This is a genomic window from Caulobacter sp. GSs2, from assembly GCF_058680895.1.
In genome coordinates this window covers 3,730,933-3,749,626 of the sequence record NZ_CM178725.1, presented here as the reverse complement: position 1 = coordinate 3,749,626, position 18,694 = coordinate 3,730,933, and the positions used below count along the sequence as shown (strand labels likewise).

Here is an 18,694-nt window from a genome sequence, read left to right as displayed (position 1 = left end):
AACAGGCTGCAACCCTTACGCCAGTTACCCGAAGGTGGTTTTGAGGATGGTCTCCAGCCCCTGCTGGTCTATCGCGTCGAAGGCGGCGGGCTTGTCGGAATCGACGTCGAACACCGCGATCAGCCGGCCGGCCTTGTCGAATACCGGCACCACGATCTCGCTTTCCGAGCGGCTGTCGCAGGCGATGTGACCGGGGAAGGCATGGACATCGGCCACCAGCTGGGTCTGTCCCGTTTCCGCCGCCGCGCCACAGACGCCCCGGCCAAAGGCGATGCGCAGGCAGCCCAGCGTGCCCTGATACGGCCCGACCACCAGCTCGCGCTCCTTCACAGGATCCACGACATAGAAGCCGGTCCAGAAATAGTGGTCGAAGCTGTTGGCCAGCATCGAGGCCACGGTCGCCATGCGGGCCGTGACATTGGGTTCGCCGTCCAGCACCGAGGCGATCTCGGCGGCCACTTCGGCGTAGCGGGCGCTCTTGTCCTTGTTCAGGAAGCCGGGGGCGAGGGTCTTGTCGTTGAAAGCTTCAGCCATGGCGGGGATATAGCGCGTTCGGGGGTGATTGCGAGGGGGTGACGGACACGGGCTCTCGGCCTCACGCGGCATCAGCCACTGAGCTAGTCGGGGAGGCGCGAAGCGGCCGGGACGAACCCGGATGACCGTGATGTGTGTTTTGCGTTTCGGCTCGACCTGTCCGCTTCGCAGAAGCTGTTCTTGCGTGAGGATCGGGCCAAGCGAGCGTCTTTCAGCTCTGATACCCAAGAGCCCCCGTACGGGCGCGCATCCCCGACCTCTTGGCAAAGCCAAGAGGTCAAATTCCAGTTGCGTGTGACAGACGCCTTCGGCTGTCACACGTGTGATCGGCTAACCGTCTCGACGCCGACGATGCGCGATAGGCGGGTTTACGATCCCTCGCCCTCTTCGACCCGCGTTCACCCGGCCGACGAGCCACTCAGCGTTTGGTCCGTCCTTCTGAGACAGCCCGCACACCTCGACCCGCCTTCCAGGGCGTCGCGGCCCCGCTCAGCTCCATCCCCATCGCCGCTTTGGGCCGGTACCAGGCGCCCTCCCCTTGCGACGGGGATAGCCATGATTATGCGGGAGGTTTGAGCTCCGAGGATTGGCGCGATCAACTATTTTACAAGCGGTTGATTTCGTTGAGCTCGGCTTTGGAAAGAACGGGTATACCGCGCGGCGTATCCCCATACCTCCCGTCATTCCCGCCCTTGTGGCGGGAACCCCTGTTTCAGCCCGCACGTGAAGCGCCAGCGAAGTGCGCGCGCACTTCGCCCCCCCCCCGCACCTGCGGCGGACAGAGGGGTTCCCGCCACAAGGGCGGGAATGACGGTGATTTATTGGAGAGGCGCCCCGCCCCCCTTCGCGCCGAAGGGAGCCATCCTTAAATCTCACGGCGAGACGATCGCCGGTCTGTCCAGGTTGCTCAAGGACGGCGCTCCGCGCCGCCGCGGAGCGGCCGGTCGAAGACCGGTCCTTGACCAACCTGGACAGACCGGCACGCTTCAGCATCCAGGAGATTTAAGGATGAGCAGGACGCGGGGTGTCCGCTTTCGGGAGGGAAGGCAGGTGCCGCTTTCGACCCATTGCGGACGTCAGATGCTCCCCCTCTGGGGGAGCTGTCGCGGAGCGACTGAGGGGGCAGCACTGGCTTGAGTTGAGTGGAGCTCTATCTGGGCCAGCGCCGCGCTGCCCCCTCCGGCCCTCTGGGCCACCTCCCCCAGAGGGCCGGAGGATCTTAGGGCCGCTCACACCCCTCAGCGGACCTTCAGGAGGTCCGCTCCCGGCGCCACCAGCAGCCCCAGCGCGCGGCCCCTAGAACTCTTCCCAATCGCCCGGCCGCGTTGACGGCTCGACCTTCAGGGCGTTGGCCCCCTGCACATAGCGCTGGCGGAAGCTCTCGCGGGACGGGGCGACGGCCGTGCGCGGGGCCGCAACCGGGGTCCGCAGCTCACGAACCTCGGCGCCGACCTGGAACCGGCCGACCAGGCGCTCCAGTTCGGCCGCTTCGCTGGCCAGGGCATGGCTGGCGGCGGTGGACTGTTCGACCATGGCGGCGTTCTGCTGGGTGACCTGGTCCATCTGGTTGACCGCCTGATTGACCTCGGCCAGGCCCATGGCCTGCTCTTTGGACGAGGCGGCAATCTCGCCGACCAGATCATTGATCTCGGCCACCTGGACCAGGATCTGGTCAAGGGTCTCGCCCGTCTCGCCGACCAGACGCACGCCGCGCCCGACCTGCTCGGTCGAGGTGCGGATCAGGGTCTTGATCTGCTTGGCGGCGTCGGCCGAGCGCTGGGCCAGGGCCCGGACTTCCTGGGCGACGACGGCGAAGCCGCGACCGGCCTCGCCGGCCCGGGCGGCCTCGACCCCGGCGTTCAGGGCCAGAAGATTGGTCTGGAAGGCGATCTCGTCGATCACACCGATGATGTTGGTGATCTCGTTGGAGGACTTTTCGATGCCGCCCATGGCCTCGACGGCTTCCTTGACCACCGCCCCGCTGCGCTCGGCATTGATCTTGGCGCTCTGGGTCACCTGACGGGCGCGGTCGGCGCCTTCGGAGCTGCGCCTGACGGTCGAGGTGATCGTGTCGAGCGCGGCGGCCGTCTGTTCCAGACCGGCGGCGCCGCGTTCGGTGCGCTGCGCCAGGTCGTCGGAGGCCTTGCTGATCTCGGCGCAGCCGGCGCGGATGCTGCGGGCGGCGGTCAGGATACCGGCCATGGTCGACTGAAGGCTTTCAACGGCGGCGTTGAAGTCGCGCGGCATCTTGCGGGCGTCGGCGGTGAAACTGTCCTCGCGCATCCGCCAGATCAGGTCACCGTCCGCCAGCTTTTCCATGCCTTCGCCCAGGGCCGAAACAGCCGTGGCCTGAGCTTCGGCGCGAGCCTGCGCTTCGATCCCGTGGCGCTGGCGCTCGGCCTCGGCGACCGCGCGTTCGGCCTCCTGTTCGGAGCGGCGGCGCTGGCCGTCTGCGAGGTCGTGGCGGAAACCGTCCAGGGCCCGGGCGATGGCGCCGATCTCGTCGCCGCCGGCAATGCCCGAGACCGGCCGATCGTACTGGCCGGCGCTGAGGCTGTCGACCGAACGCGTCAGCCCCGCCAGGGGCCCGCGCACCAGGGTCACACTGGCGAAGAACAGGGCCGCCAGCACGGCCAGAGTGATCAGCGCGCCGCCGATGAACAGGATGCGGGCCAGCCTGTCGGCCGGGCCCGTGATGGCGGTCACCGGCACGTCCATGATCAGGGCCCAGGTGGTATTGAGGGCCGGCATGGCGATCGGATGGACGACGCGGATCATCGCGACGTCTCCGGCCTTGATCCCCTTGATTTCGACCGCTTTCCCGCCGCCCAGCACGGCGCGCACGGCATCAGCGCCGGCGTCGCCATAGGCTTTCATGCGAAGGTCAGCGTCGGGGTGCGCCACCCACTGTCCGTCCGAGGAGACCAGCATGACGCGCCCACTCTCGAGCGGGTGCAGGGCGCCCAACGCCTTGGAAAGGTTGTCCAGCGACATGTCCAGACCGGCGACGCCGATCAGCTTGCCGCCCGACATCACCGGCAGGGCGACGGACGACATGGCGACCTGTCCGCCGGCGATGGTCTCGAAATACGGCTCAGTCAGCGTCGGCTTCCCGGACTGCGCCACGCCGGTATAATAGTCCTCGGCGAAATCAGAGCCGTCTGACTCAAGTTCCAGACCCGGCGCGCCGTTCTGGTTGACCCAATAGACCGAGAAGCGGCCGTCCTTGTTGGAGGCCAGGGCCGCATTGTCGATGAGCGCGGCGTCGTTGCCGTCCAGCGCATTGGGCTCGGCCATGAACCAGGCGCCCATGACGCTTTCGGTCGCCAGGGCGTTGGGCTTGACCAGGGCGATGAACTTGTCGCGCTCAGTCAGGCCGGCTTCATGGGCCGAGGCGATCGAACCGGTCATGGCGTTGGCGGCCGCGGCGGCCGAGTTGATGTCGCTGCGGACCTGCTCGATGGCCTCGTCAGCCACCGCGCCGGCATACTGATTGGTCAGGCCCGAAACGATGGAGCTGGTGTGTGACGAGACCGCCCAGGCGGCGGCGATCAGGAGCAGGCCAATGGCCAGGCCCGCGACCAGGATCAGCTTCCAGGCGATCGTTAAACGACGGAACGCGGGCATGAACGGGACACTCCGGGGAAACGTCGAGGCTCCCCGAGCATCGGCCCTGATTCGTAAATCCGGCATTAACCACGAGCAGGCGCGACGTTTAGGGCGGCTCAAAACGGGGAGGCGCTCCATCTCTGGCGGCGCTGTCGCACCGCGACTGCAGGGGCTGGCTCGGCCTTGGCGGAGCCAGCCCCTCTGGCCCTACGGACCACCGCCCCAAGGCGGGAGGGTCGAAAATGGCTAGCGCGCGTAGCGCGCCTTGACCGGCTGGTAGCTGTCCCAGACCACGCCATCGGCCACAGAGCGCAGCAGCTTGATGTATTCGGCGTGCGACCAGGCCAGCGGCGTGGCCGAGTCTGTGCCCTCGCCCCGCACGTAAGGATGGGCGGTGTCGGCGCCGACGCCGTCCCAGACCTGTTCGGGGATCAGCAGGCCGTCATTGGCGAACAGTTCCATCGCCCTGACATAGGTCTGGCGCACGGGCTCCAGCGCCCCCGGCGCCGGCTTGCCGCGCAGGGTGATGCGGGCGATCTCGTAGTGGCCGCGCTCGCCGGTGAAGATCGGCCAGACCCGGCCGCGCTGGCCCGGCCGCATCTGGTCGCCCGCGCCGTAATTGGCCCCGGTCTTGGTGTCCTCGCCATAGCCGTCGACGCCGTAGCGGCGCCAGCCGGGGAAGGTCCCCTGCACGCCCGGGAAGGCGAAGCTGTAGCGGACGCGATAGAGATCCTCCATCGACTCGTCATCCAGCTCAGGCAGGCTGGCGACGATGGCCGCATCGTCGGCCGGGCGCACGCCGTAGCGGACCAGCTCCAGGAAGCCGGCGTCCAGCATCCGGTCCTCGGCGACCGGCTTCTGGCCATTGCGCTCCTCGACCGGGCTCTTGTTGTCGGGGTCCTGGTCGCTGTTGAGGCGCAGGAAGTAGGTGCCGTCGCCCAGCGAGCCCTTGGTCGTGACCATGCGGCTGTCGACCTTGGCCGAATAGTCGTCGGCCGTGGCCCGATAGCGGGCGGCCGAGGCCGCGTCGCCCGCCAGATCCGCGATCTCGCCGGCGGTGACCAGGCCCGCGATCACGGCGGCCGTGGTCGAGGGCGAATAGCCGCCCTGCTCTTCCCAGCGCTCCTGCTGGGTGAACGGCGGGATGATGGTGGCGCTGTTCCAGCCCAGCCCGACCTTGCCGCCATCGACCAGGAAGTCGGCGGCCGGCTTGATCATGCTGGCGTAATAGGCCTTCAGCTCGGCCTCGGGCAGCCAGCCCTGCTTCCACAGCTTCCAGCCCAGCATGATCGGCATGGCGGTCTGGTCCAGCTGGACGCCGACCCACTCGGGCGTGCCGTCGACTTCCGACTTCTGCAGGAACCAGCCGCCGGCGCCGGTATTGCCCTTGGTCTTGGGCCCGACCTGAACCGTCGGCAGGTAGTGGAAGGCGGCCAGCGGGGTCTGGATGTCGCCCAGGGCGGCCAGGGCCATGGCGCACTGGTAGAAGTCGCGCGGCCAGACGGCCTTGTAGCCGGTCGAGGGCTTGGAGGCGTCCACCGTGTCGCCCCACGGATTGGACAGCGAGGCGATCAAGGCGCCGGCATAGGTGCGGTCTTCCTGCACCTTCAGCATCAGGGCGCTGGCCTGGACCAGCTTGCCGCCGTCCATGGCCGCTTCGCGCAGGCGGGGCAGTTCGGCCAGCGAGGCCAGCCAGCCTTCCCAGCCGCTGATGTAGCCGGCCAGAACCTTGGCGTAGCCGGTCTTCAGCGAACCGTCGGCGGCGGCGGCGCTGGCGACGGCGGTCGGGCCAAAGCCGATGGCGTAGTCGATGCTGACTTCATTGTCCGTGGACGGAAGCTGACCGGTCAGCATGATCGCGCCGCGCTCGGGGCCGGTGCTGGCATAGAGCTTGTCGAGCTTGCCGTCCTTCAGATCGGTCAGGCCGTCCGAAGCGCCGATGAAGCCCGCGCTGGCGGCGACGAAGGGCTTTGAGCCCTTCAGGGTCAGGAACTTGTCGCCTTCATTAGCCGTCAGGGTCGCCGTGCTGGCGGCGCCCGCGTCGTTGGCGCCGGTATTGGCCATGTGCGGCTCGAGCAGCAGATAGGGCGTCACGGGACCTTTCAGCGCCTTGACCGTCACGCGCAGGACCAGGCTCTGGCGGTCCGGGTCGGTGAAGATCCGCTTCTCGATGACAAAGCGGCCTTGCTTGTCGGTGGTGGTGACCTTGTAGGCCGGCGACAGCGGGCGGCCCTGGGCGTCGACGTGCAGATACTCCGTCTTGGCGACGGTGTCGGTCCCCTCGACGGCGAGGCCGGTCGAGGTCTGCACGGCAAAGCGCAGCTGCTTGATCTGGGCCTCGTGGATCAGGCCGTACATGGTCTCGGTCAGCACGCCGTCGGCGATCGAGAACCAGACCTTGGACACCGTTCCGGTCGGGCCGCCGTCCTTGTAGGCGCCGTCGACATAGGCCTCGTACGAGGCGCCCACGCCGGTCTTGGCCGCATAGGCCCAGGTCGAGGGCGCGCCGGGGGCGCCGGGGGCGGTCTGGGCGGACGCGACGCCCGCCAGAGCCAAGGCGGCGGTCGTGGTCAGGGCCAGGGTCTTGAACATACGCATGGGGAGAGCCTCGTGAAGGGAGGGACGGCTAGGCGCGCGCGGGCGCCTCATCGGGGTCGGTGACGGCAAACACGGCGATCGCGGCGATGGCGAAGGACGCCGCCCCCAGCACCAGGGCGAAGATCGCCTGGCCGCCGAAGAAGGTCTTGAGCAGCAGGCCAAGCACGGTGGCGGCCAGCAGCTGCGGGATGACGATGAAGAAATTGAAGATGCCCATATAGACGCCCATCTTCCGGGCCGGCAGGGCTCCGGCCAGGATCGAATAGGGCGCCGACAGGATCGAGCTCCAGGCAAAGCCGACGCCGACCATCGAGATCCACAGCAGGCCAGGCTCCCTGATCAGCGGGATCGACAGCAGGCCCGCCGCGCCAAGGGTCAGGCAGACGGCATGGCTGACGCGGCGATTGGTCAGCCGAACCATGGTCGGGATCAACAGGGCCGCCAGGGCGGCGACGCCGTTATAGACGGCGAACAGCACACCAACCCAGTCAGCGCCTTCATTATAGGCCTTGGAGGTCGCGTCGACGGCGTGGAAGTGCCAGGCCGACACGGCGGGCGTGGTGTAGATCCACATGGCGAACAGGCCAAACCACGAGAAGAACTGCACCACGGCCAGCTGGCGCATGGTGGTGGGCATCAGAAAGGTGTCCTCCAGCACTTCGGAGAAGCCGTTTTCGGTCCGCCCCATCCGCTTGAGGCGCGCGCCGACCACGCCCGCAACGCCGAACGCGGCCAGCAGGCCCGCCAGGACGTAGAGTTCCTTTTCCAGTCGCAGGGACCAGACCAGCGCCGCCAGGGCCAGGCCGCCCAGCAGGCCACCGAAACCCAGCAGTCCATAGGCGTTGATCGACGGATCCGAGCGCTTGAGCTCGGCGGCGGCGTCCTGCAGCCGGTCAGCGCGGTCAGCCCGCTCGAAGGCGGCCAGTTGCTCGGGGCTGTATTCCTTGGTCGTGAACACCGTCCACATCACCGCCAGCAGCAGGCCCGCACCGCCGGCATAGAAGGCGATCCGCACCGCGTCGGGGATCTGGCCGGCCGGCGCGGTGTTGGCGACGTTAAACCAGTTGGTCAGCATCCACGGCAGGGCCGAGGCCAGCACCGCACCCAGGCCGATGAAGAAGCTCTGCATCGCGTAGCCGGTCGAGCGCTGCTCTTCGGGCAGGTTGTCGCCGACGAAGGCCCGGAACGGCTCCATGGTGATGTTGATCGAGGCGTCCATGATCCACAGCGCCGAGGCCGCGATCCACAGTGTCGGCGAGTTGGGCATGACGAAGAGCGCGGCCGTCGTCAGGATGGCGCCCCAGAAGAAATAGGGTCGCCGGCGCCCCAGCCGGCCCCAGGTCTTGTCGCTGAAATAACCGATGATCGGCTGGACCAGCAGGCCGGTGGCCGGCGCGGCGATCCACAGGATCGCCAGGTCGTTCACATCGACGCCCAGGGTCTGGAAGATGCGGCTGGTATTGGCGTTCTGCAGGCCAAAGCCGATCTGGATCCCGAAGAATCCAAAGCACATGTTCCAGATCTGGAAGAAACTCAGCTTGGCCTTGGTCATTCGCTTCCCCGCCCGCCCATCGATTCGTGCCGATGATGCGCAAGTTTTTTCATAACATCTCGCGACTGGCATTTGCGCACGTCGGGTAGCGCCGTGCAATCCGGATTTCCCTTATCTCAAGGGATTCCAGCGGCAATTCCAGGGCTCTTCACGTCTGACACGGCTAGGCCTACCAGGATCTCGCGCGCTCAGGCGCCCTGAAGCGCCTCTAGGTTTGCACGAATTTTGCAAGAATTTGCAGAGCCGCTTCCGGCGCGGACCGGATGCGGAGACGTTGATTCAAGAACGCACCCCAACGAGGCGCTCTCAAACGGTCGTCATCCCGAGACTTGTTCCCGGGACCCATTCGTCAGCCGCATGGGCGGAGCCTGAAAACGCTCTCACGATGAAGCTGAACCATGGGCCCCGGGAACAAGTCCCGGGGTGACGAGGTGTTTCGAAGCCGGCAGCGCCGCGCCCTGCTCCTATTGCCGCGGCTTGCCCTTGCTGGCCGCCATGAACCGGATCGCCTGGCCACCGCCGGGCGCGAGGCGCAGGGTCAGGACGTCGGTGCTGGTGACCTCGCGCTCCTCGATGACCATATCCTGCGGCGCAGTCTTCCAGTCGGCCTTTTCGCCGTCGCGATAGATCTGGGCCTTATAGCGGCGGCCCGGCTCCAGGAAGCCCAGCGGCGCGGTCAGCACCCGGCCCTCCTCGTCGCTGATCGCGCCCAGATACCAGTCGTCGCTCTTGCGGTCCTTGCGGGCGATGGTGACGAAGTCACCGATCTCGCCGTTCAGCACCAGGGTTTCGGACCAGTCGGTGGGCACGTCCTCGATGAACTTGAACGGCCCCGGGTTGGCCTCGTAGTTCTCCAGCAGGTCGGCCGCCATCTGGATGGGGCTGTAGATCGTGACATACAGCGCCAGCTGCTTGGCCCAGGTGGTGGCCACGCCGTCGGGGGCCTTGGTCTTCATGCCGAAGATGCCGGGCGTATAGTCCATGGGCCCGGCCAGCATGCGGGTGAAGATCAGGTTGGCCTCGTGCTCGGGCGGATTGCCCGGCTGGCCCCAGGCGCTGAACTCCATGCCCCGCGCGCCCTCGCGCGAGATCCAGTTGGGATAGGTGCGGCGCAGGCCGGTGTCCTTGATCGGCTCGTGGGCGTTGATGGCGATCTGGCGTTCGGCGGCCTCGGTGACGACCTTCAGGTGGTGACGCGCCATGTCCTGGCCCTCGTGCCAGGCGAAATGAACCTTGCCGTCCAGGCCCATCACCTTGGCCTGACCCGCATCGGCGACGTAGCCGGTCTTCACCGCCGTGACGCCCAGTTTTTTGTAGAGGTCGAACCCGGCCTCCATCTGGCTCTCATAGTGCGCCGCATTGGCCGAGGTCTCGTGGTGGCCGATCAGCACCACGCCCTTTTCGCGGGCATGGTCGGTGACGCGCTTGATGTCGAAATCGGGATAGGGCTGGGTGAAGCTGAAGTCCTGGCCATTGCCGAACCAGTCGCCATCCCAGCCGACATTCCAGCCCTCGACCAGCACGCCGCCCAGGCCGTGTTTGGCCGCAAAATCAATGTGCTTGATGGCGTTTTCCGTGGTCGCGCCGTGCTTGGGACCGGACGCCCAGGTCTTCTTGTCCAGATGCATCTCCCACCAGACGCCGACATATTTCATCGGCTTGATCCACGAGACGTCGCCCAGCCTGTTGGGCTCGTTGAGGTTCAGGATCAGGTTGGAGGTCACCAGACCGCCGGCGGTGTCGGCGATCTGCATCGTCCGCCAGGGGGTCGGGAACGGCGCGGTGCGCTCCACCTTGGCGCCGCCGATGCCCGGCGTCAGGTTGGCCTTGAAGCGCCGCCCCTCGACCCGCGTCAGGTTCATGCCGGAATAGTCGACCAGCGCCGCCTCGTGAAAGGCGATGTGCAGGCCGTTGTCGGTGCGCACCGTCATCGGCGTCTGGGCGTCGCCCACCTCTTCGGCGCGGGTGCGATTGTAGAGATATTCCTCGCGGTTCCATTCGAAGGCGGGGATCCACCAGACCGTCGCCGGCTCGGCCAGGCTGAACTCGGTCAGCTCCTCGCCGATCTTCACCGTCTTGAGGTTGGTCTGGTCCGGAAACTCGTAGCGGAAGCCGACGCCGTCGTCATAGACGCGGAACACGACGTCAAAGCGGCGCTGCAGGCCGTTCTTCTCGGCCAGGGTGACGCGCAGCTCGTTATAGTGATTGCGCACGAACCGCCGCTCGCCCCAGGGCTGCTCCCAGGTCTGGTCAAAGCTTCTGGTCGCCTCGCCGGCCAGCACCAGATTGCGTTCCAGCTTGGGCGCGTCGACCAGGATGAAGCCCAGGCGCGACGGGGCGATCACCGGCTTTCCCAGACGCGAAACCGCATAGCTGGGCCGACCGTCGCCGTCGGTGGTCACCTCGACCGATAGCACATTGTCCGGCGAAGCGATCCGGGCCGAGGTCGCCGCCAGGGATGGCGCGGCGACCAGCAGGAAAGCCGCCAGGGCTAGGCGAAACAGCATGCGGAAACTCCACGAAAGTCGACGGCGCCTGGACTTGCCAAGCTTCCCTGCCGACGCCTAAACAGGCTTATGAAAACTTTTGCGGCAAATTTTGCAGTCGGCGAGAACCCCGCATGAGCAAGGGTGTCACCCGTCTGGAAGACCTGGCCAAGATGGCCGGGGTCTCGATCTCGACCGCCTCGCGGGCGCTGAACGACAGTCCCGCCGTCAACAAGCGCACCAAGCAGGCGATCTGGAAGCTGGCGCGCGAGATGGACTATCCGTTCCGCCGCTACATGCCCGCCGGCCCGATCGGCGCCGAGGCGACGATCGCCATCGTCGTGCCCCGTCCGCAGGGCCGCGACAGCGGCATGTCCGACCCGTTCTTCCTGGAGCTGCTGGCCGGTGTCGGCGAGGCGGCCAGCGAGCGCGGCTGCGATGTGCTGCTCAGCCACATCGCGCCGGCCAATTTCGAGGACCTGTCGGTGGCCATGACCACCAGCCGGGCCGAAGGCGTGATCTTCCTGGGCCAGAGCTCGCTGCATGCGGCCTTCAACCGCCTGGCCGAGACCGAGGGCCGTTTCGTGGTCTGGGGCGCGCAGCTGCCCGACCAGAACTATTGCTCGGTCGGCTCCGACAACCCGATGGGCGGCCGCCGGGCGACGCTCCACCTGGCGCGGCTGGGCCGCAAGCGCATCGTCTTCCTGGGCGACACCGAGGCCCCGGAAGCCATGCAGCGCCATCGCGGCTATCTGGACGCGCTGGAGCACCAGAAGCTGAAGATCGATCCCGACTTGATCGTGCCCGCCCACTTCGAGGTCGAGTCCGCCGAGGCGGCCATCGACTCCCTGATCCATCGCGGCGTGGCGTTCGACGGCGTGGTCGCGGCCTCCGACCTGATCGCCCTGGGCGCCATCCGCGCCCTGAAACATGCCGGCCTGTCGGTGCCCGGCGATGTCTCGGTGGTGGGTTTCGACAACGTGCCCTTCGCCCGCTACAGCAGCCCCGCGCTCAGCACCATCGCCCAGGACACGGCCAAGGCCGGCCGCCTGATGGTCTCCAAGCTGCTGGACGCCAGCGGCGAAAAGGCCAGCCGTTCCGAGCGGGTGCCCACGGATCTGATCATCCGGGAAAGCTGCGGGGGGTGACTCTTCAAATTCTCCGCTCTCCCCGGCGAAGGCCGGGGCCCAGATCGAACCCGCAGATGTCGTCGATTTGAGCTGAGGCGGAAGGCGGGTCATCACCAAATGCTCAAGCTGAATCTGGGCCCCGGCCTTCGCCGGGGAGAGCGGATTTTGAGGGACACTCAACCGACACCTAGATTTTCCGCGCCATCAGCCCGCCGCAAGCCGGCACAACGCCGTCCTCGGTCAGATTGACGCTCTCGACCACAGCCCAGCCGCCCGGCAGCGACCAGGCGACGGGCTCATGGCCCAGATTGAACACGCAGAGCAGCGCGTCGCTCCCCTCCCCGCGCTCGAAGATCAGCAGAGGGGTATTGGTCTCGACGAAGCTCACCCTGCCCGCCCGCAACGCCTGATGGGCGCGGCGCAGGGTGATCAGTCGGCGGGCCACATGCAGGGTCGAGGCGGGATCGGCTTCCTGCGCGTCGACGGCCAGCGGCAGATGGACCGGATCGACGGGCAGCCATGGCTCGACGGCCGAGAATCCGGCATTGGGCGCGGTCGAAACCCACGGCATCGGCGTGCGGGCGCCGTCGCGACCCAGGGTCTGGGGCCAGTTGGTGATGGCTTCGGGATCCTGCAGACGCTCGAACGGCACGTGGGCCTGGGGCAGGCCCAGTTCCTCGCCCTGATAGACAAACACATTGCCGCGCAGCGCCACCAGCAGCAGCAGCGCCATTTCCGCGAAGGTCTTGCGGTCGCGGCCCTCGGCCCAGCGCGACACCGCGCGGGGCGCGTCGTGATTGGAGAAGGTCCAGGAGGGCCAGCCCTCGCCGTCCCCGCCCATCCACATCGCCGCGCCTTTGCGCACCATCTCGGCGGTCAGGCGGTCGGCATAGAGATACAGGAAGCCATAGGCGCTGTTGAGACGATCCTCGCCGGCCGTGAACAGCTTCATCTCGCGATCGGCGTGGTCGCCGCCCACCTCCGCCACCGAGAACCGGCCGCCGTGGGCGTCGGTCAGGGCCCGCAGGCGGCTGAGGAACGCCGGGATGTCGGCGTGGCTCTGGTTGTGGATCTTGTCCTGGAAGTCGAACGGCCGGGTGCGCTTGCCGCCGGGCGGCAGGGGCGGATTGTCGGTCAGGTCCGGATCGTGCATCGAGAAATTGATGGCGTCGAAGCGGAAGCCTTCAACGCCACGGTCGATCCAGAACTTGGCGCTGGCCAGCAGGGCGTCCTGCACCGCCGGCGCATGAACGTTCAGCTGCGGCTGCGAGGCCAGGAAGTTGTGCATGTAGTACTGGCCGCGCCGGGCGTCCCAGGTCCAGGCCGGGCCGCCGAACACCGACTGCCAGTTGCTGGGCGGCGAGCCGTCGGGCTTGGCGTCGGCCCAGACATACCAGTCAGCATACGGATTGGTGCGGTCCTGGCGACTGGCCTCGAACCAGGCATGCTCATCGGAGGTGTGCGAGAACACCTGGTCGATGATGACCTTCAGGCCCAGGCCATGGGCCTTTTCGATCAGTCGGTCGAAATCGGCCAGGGTGCCGAAGATCGGGTCCACGTCCAGATAGTCTGAAACGTCGTAGCCGAAGTCCTTCATCGGCGACTTGAAGAACGGCGACAGCCAGATGGCGTCGACGCCCAGCGAGGCGATGTGCTCCAGGCGCGCCGTGATGCCCGGCAGGTCGCCGACGCCGTCGCCGTTCGAGTCGGCGAAGCTGCGCGGATAGACCTGATAGATGACCGCGCCGCGCCACCATTCGGCGTCCATGGCGGGCTCCACAGCCGGACGTGAAAGAACCTTGACCGTCACTGTAGCCCCTCGGAAACGCAGATCATGTAGTCCAGCGGGCCGACCTCGACCCGATAGCTGCCGGGCGCGCTAGCGGCCCCGGCGCAGGCGCCCCGCACCGATCGCCAGACACGCGAGGTCGCTTCGACCTCGACCTGGGCGGCGATCGGCGTGGAGCCTGTATTGTAGACAACAAGATATTCGCCCTGCTCGCCAAGCCGCGAGAAGGCCAGGATACCGGGTTTGTCGCTCTGGGCGCGCAACACCTGACGACCCGAGCGCAGGACGGCATGACCGCTGCGAATCCTGGCCATGTCGGCGATGCGGCGATAGAGCGGCCCGTCGGTGCGGTAGCTGTCTGCCGCCGCCTTGGCCGTGTTCCCGACCCGCCGGTTGTCGTTGTAGCTGGCCACCTGGCTGGCGAACATGTCCTCACGGGAGTCCGCATAGCCGCCGTCGCCCGTGAAGCCCTGCTCATCGCCATAGTAGATTGTCGGCACACCGCGCGAGAACATCATCAGGGCGTGGCCCAGGGTCACGCGGTCCATCAGCTCGACGTCGGAAATTCCCGGATTGGCCTGCAGCACGAAGTGGCCAAAGCGGCCCATGTCGTGGTTGCCCAGGAAGGTGGGCAGTTGCAGCGCGGTCGCCTCGCCGCCCTCATAGACCGCGTCGCTGGCGAACACCCGGGCCAGCCGATCCGTGCCGGCCTTGCGCGCGACGATCTCGGTGACCGCGGACTGGAAGGCAAAATCCAGCACCGCCGGGAAGCCGTCGACCCGGGTGTGGCGGGCCAGGGTGGCGACATCGCTGTCAAACACCTCTCCGAAGATATGAAAGTTCTCGATGCCCCTGGTCTTGGCCCGCGCCCGCATGGCCGGGATGAAGGCCCGCCAGAACGCGGGAGCCACATGGCGCGCGGTGTCGATCCGGTAGCCGTCGATGCCGAAGTCGTCGATCCACTGGCCATAGATGTCGATGAAACCCTGCACAACGCGCGGGTTCTCGGTGAACAGGTCATCCAGCCCGGCGAAGTCGCCGTCCAGCGAGCTCTCGCCGGCAAAGGTGCTGTCGCCGCGATTATGATAATAGGTCAGGTCGTTCAGCCAGGCGGGCGTCTTGACGGTCGCCTCGCCGGCCGGGACATAGGGGCTGTAGGCGTAGTCGGGCCGGGTCAGCCTGGTAAAATCGCGACCGTCGAAGCCCTCATTGATGGCTGCGCCCGCCACCCCGCCGCGCCGGGCGTAGGGATAGTCGGCCTTGCCGCGATAGCCGCAGTCATTGGCCGGGCACTCGCGGTACTGGATCACGTCGGCGGTGTGGTTGGCGATGATGTCCATATAGACCTTCATCCCGCGCGCATGGGCGGCGTCGACAAAGGCCTTGAACTGCGCCCGCGTACCAAAATGCGGGTCCACGTCGGTGAAGTCGGTAATCCAGTAACCGTGGTGAGCCGCCGATTCGCGGCCTGGCGATCCCTGCACCGGCTTGTTGCGGAAGATCGGCGCCAGCCACACGGCCGTCGCGCCCAGGCCCTGGATGTAGTCGAGGCGCTGGGTCAGGCCCTGCAGGTCGCCGCCATGATAGAAGTCCGCCCGCGCCGGATCAAAGCCGGTAACCAGCGGACTGCCGGTCAGACCGCCACGATCATTGACCGCATCGCCATTGGCGAACCGGTCGGGCAGGACAAAATAGATCACCTCATCGGAGGCCTTACGCTGCAGATAGGCGGCAGACTCGGGCGCGGCGCCGGCCACGCCGGCGCCCCCTGTCATCGCCATGCCGGCCGCCATGGCCGCCAGCCGTTGTCGCCAGGACCCCCAGGCCGACATCGTTTCCCCCTAACCGCGCGGCCGAGCCGTTATTGGCCCTGACCACTGCAATAATTTGCATAAATTTGCAGCCGCCTCGCCTGACTGTCAATCGCAACAACGTCATTGCCTTGCGGATAAAGGGCCCACCAGCTCCGGATAAGAGGCAAATTTACATCACCCATGGCCAGAAACGGCCCCGCCCGGCTTGCGCCCCGACAAGGTTTGCGTTTTTTTGGGTTGATTACACCACGTTAATTTGCAGTAATTTGCGACAACGGCTCCGACCGCAGCGTCAGAAACGCGCAGAGCCGATACAGGGAGGGTGAGACTATGAACTCAAGAACTCAGCACAACCGCGCGCGTCTGATGGGCGGCGCAGCGACCAGCTTGGCGCTCTTGTTCGCCTCGGCCGGCATGGCGCAGGCCCAGGAAACCACCACCAAGACCGCCGACGATACGGCCGTCGAGGCGATCGTGGTCACCGGCATTCGCGCCAGTATCGAAAACGCCATCGCGCTCAAGAAGACCTCGACCTCGATCGTCGAAGCCATCTCGGCCGAAGACATCGGCAAGCTGCCGGACAACTCCATCGCCGAATCCCTGGCCCGCCTGCCCGGCCTGACCGCGCAGCGCCTCGATGGCCGCGCCCAGGTCATCTCGATCCGCGGCCTTGGCCCCGACTTCACGTCCACGCTGCTGAACGGCCGCGAGCAGGTCTCGACCGGCGACAACCGCGGCGTCGAGTTCGACCAGTATCCGTCGGAAATCCTCTCGGGCGTCCTGGTCTACAAGACGCCGGACGCGTCGCTGATCGGTCAGGGCCTGTCGGGCACCGCCGACCTGCAGACCATCCGCCCCCTGAAGTACGGCAAGCGCATCCTCTCGGCGAACGCACGCTACGAGATGAACAGCGAAGACAAGCTGAACCCGGACGCCAAGGACACCGGCCACCGCTTCAGCGCCACCTATGTCAACCAGTTCGCCAATGACACCGTCGGCGTCGCCCTGGCCGTTTCTGACATCTCGACCCCGACCCAGAGCCGTCGCTTCAACGCCTGGGGTTATCCGACCATCAACGCGGCCAATGATCGCGTGATCGGCGGGGCCAAGCCCTACAACCAGTCCAACAACCTCAAGCGCACCGGCGTCATCGGCGTTCTGGAATACAAGCCCAACGACAAGCTGAGCACGTCGCTGGACCTGTACTATTCGGAATTCGCCGAAAAGCAGATCCTGCGCGGCATCGAACTGCCCCTGCAATGGTCGTCTGCTTCGCTGCAGCCCACCCGCACCACCGAAGCCGGCCTGATCACCCAAGGCACCTTCGCGGGCGTCAAGGGCGTGATGCGCAACGACCTCAACACCCGGGACACGACCCTCAAGTCAGCCGGCTGGAACGTCAACTACCAGACCGACAACGGCTGGGGTCTGGTCGCCGACCTGAGCTACTCCTCGGCCGACCGCACCGACGTGATCTTCGAATCCTATTCGGGCACGGGTCCCAACGGCGTCGGCGCGACCGACACCCTGGGCTTCACGACCACCCCGGGCGGCGGCACGGTGTTCCGCTCCACGCTGGACTACACCAACGCCAACCTGTTCGTGCTGACCGACCCGCAAGGTTGGGGCGGCGGCGCCGCCGGCGGCGCGCTGACCCAGGCGGGCTTCTACAACACCCCGTCCATCACCGACGAACTGTCGGCCGCGCGCTTCTCGGCCAAGCATGACCTGGCCTGGGGCCCGATCGCCAATGTCGAGGTTGGCTTCAACGCCAGCCGTCGCGAGAAGGAAAAGGAAGTCCATGAAAGCTTCCTGACCTTCGGCGGCCGCATCGCCCAGGGCGCTCCGCTCAGCCGCGCCATTCCGGCCGCCGCGATCGTCGGCGTCGCCAAGCTGGACATGATCGGCATCTCGGGCATGCTCGCCTATGATCCGACCTACCTGCTGAAGAACGGCGTCTACACCCTGATCGCCGACCAGAACCCGGCCGTGCAGACCCGCAACTGGTCGGTTCGCGAAGACGTCCAGGTGGCCTACGCCAAGTTCGGCATCGACACCCAGGCCGGCGAGATCCCGGTTCGCGGTAATGTCGGCCTGCAGGTGGTTCGCACCGATCAGTTCTCGAAGGGCGTGGCCGTCAATCCGAACGATACGGCCAACCCGACCGTGACCGACGACGGCGACACCTACACCTACGCCCTGCCCAGCCTGAACCTGACCTTCGACATGGGCAACGAGCTCTATGTCCGCGTCGGCGCGGCCCGCACCCTGGCCCGCGCCCGGATGGACGAACTGCGCGCCAGCCAGTCGTTCAACCAGAACATCGTGCGCCTGACCTCGACCGATCCGAACACCTCGTACTTCAGCGCCAACGGCGGCAACCCGAAGCTGCGGCCCTATATCGCCGACGGCGTCGATGTGTCGGTCGAAAAGTACTTCGGTCGCTCGGGCTACATCTCGGCGGCGGTCTACCACAAGGAGCTGTCGAACTTCGTCAACTCCAGCTCGTCGAGCCTGAAGGACTTCTCGGACTACCTGTTCCTGCTGAGCCCAGCTCAGAAGGCTGCGCTGGGCACGACCCAGGGCCTGGTTTCCGGTCCGGACAACGGCGAGGGTGGTTACATCCGCGGCATCGAACTTTCGGCCTCGGTCCAGGGCGACATGCTGTGGCAGCCGCTGAAGAACTTCGGTCTGATCGTCAGCGGCTCGTTCACCGACAGCGAAGTCTCGCTTGAGAAGAACCAGGATCCGATCACCATCCCGGGCCTGTCCAAGAAGGTCGTCAACACGACGTTCTACTATGAAAACAACGGCTTCAACGCCCGGGTCAGCAACCGCTATCGCGGCAAGTTCCTGGGTGAAGTCGCCGGCCTGAGCGCCGCGCGGATCTTCCGCACGGTGGAAGCGGAATCGGTGCTCGACGCCCAGATCGGCTACGAGTTCCGCGACGGCCCGCTGAACGGCATGGCCCTGCTGCTGCAGGCCAACAACATCACCAACGAGCCCTTCAAGACCTACGACAACAACGATCCGCGCCAGACCATCGACTATCAAGAGTATGGCTCAACCTACATGATCGGCGTTTCCTACCGCTACTAGGCGGTCCACTATCCCCAACTACAGCCCCCGCCAGAGCGATCTGGCGGGGGCTTTTTTATGAGAGACCCCATCAGGGGCGAACC

The 18,694-nt window shown here is 66.4% G+C and carries 9 protein-coding genes; 2 read left to right on the top strand and 7 right to left on the bottom strand.

Annotation, left to right across the window (positions count from 1 at the left end):
• Positions 1-24: 24 nt before the first annotated feature.
• The 5 genes from ACW17Z_RS18100 to ACW17Z_RS18080 all read right to left on the bottom strand — a co-directional run bounded on the left by ACW17Z_RS18100 (position 25) and on the right by ACW17Z_RS18080 (position 10,800).
• Complete coding sequence (locus ACW17Z_RS18100; RefSeq protein WP_492057022.1) at positions 25-534, bottom strand: GAF domain-containing protein; 510 nt, start codon at positions 532-534, stop codon at positions 25-27.
• A 1,296-nt stretch (positions 535-1,830) separates the two neighbouring features.
• The gene (locus tag ACW17Z_RS18095; protein WP_492057021.1) at positions 1,831-4,161 is read right to left on the bottom strand and encodes a methyl-accepting chemotaxis protein; all 2,331 of its coding nucleotides are present in this window, start codon (positions 4,159-4,161) and stop codon (positions 1,831-1,833) included.
• 228 nt (positions 4,162-4,389) lie between these two features.
• Positions 4,390-6,741, bottom strand: coding sequence for a glucan 1,4-alpha-glucosidase (locus tag ACW17Z_RS18090; protein ID WP_492057020.1), 2,352 nt, complete (start codon positions 6,739-6,741; stop codon positions 4,390-4,392).
• 28 nt (positions 6,742-6,769) lie between these two features.
• A complete protein-coding gene (locus ACW17Z_RS18085) occupies positions 6,770-8,293 on the bottom strand; it encodes an MFS transporter (protein WP_492057019.1) in 1,524 nt (507 codons plus the stop codon).
• Between the two features lie 464 nt (positions 8,294-8,757).
• Positions 8,758-10,800: a glycoside hydrolase family 97 protein gene (locus tag ACW17Z_RS18080; RefSeq protein ID WP_492057018.1), complete on the bottom strand. Its 2,043-nt coding sequence runs from the start codon at positions 10,798-10,800 to the stop codon at positions 8,758-8,760.
• A 113-nt stretch (positions 10,801-10,913) separates the two neighbouring features.
• On the opposite strand from ACW17Z_RS18080, the gene ACW17Z_RS18075 reads away from it, so the two are divergent.
• Positions 10,914-11,927, top strand: coding sequence for a LacI family DNA-binding transcriptional regulator (locus ACW17Z_RS18075; RefSeq protein ID WP_419321039.1), 1,014 nt, complete (start codon positions 10,914-10,916; stop codon positions 11,925-11,927).
• A 169-nt stretch (positions 11,928-12,096) separates the two neighbouring features.
• On the opposite strand, the gene ACW17Z_RS18070 is transcribed toward ACW17Z_RS18075, so the two are convergent.
• Both ACW17Z_RS18070 and ACW17Z_RS18065 read right to left on the bottom strand, forming a co-directional pair.
• Positions 12,097-13,740, bottom strand: a complete 1,644-nt coding sequence (locus ACW17Z_RS18070) for an alpha-amylase family glycosyl hydrolase (protein WP_492058555.1) — start codon at positions 13,738-13,740, stop codon at positions 12,097-12,099.
• Entirely contained in the window at positions 13,716-15,530 is a 1,815-nt protein-coding gene (locus tag ACW17Z_RS18065) for an alpha-amylase family glycosyl hydrolase (RefSeq protein WP_492057017.1), read from the bottom strand. Before ACW17Z_RS18065 ends, ACW17Z_RS18070 begins: the two co-directional genes overlap by 25 nt.
• 312 nt (positions 15,531-15,842) lie before the next feature.
• Between ACW17Z_RS18065 and ACW17Z_RS18060 the strand changes: the two genes are divergently transcribed.
• A complete protein-coding gene (locus ACW17Z_RS18060; RefSeq protein WP_492057016.1) occupies positions 15,843-18,611 on the top strand; it encodes a TonB-dependent receptor in 2,769 nt (922 codons plus the stop codon).
• Positions 18,612-18,694: the final 83 nt, after the last annotated feature.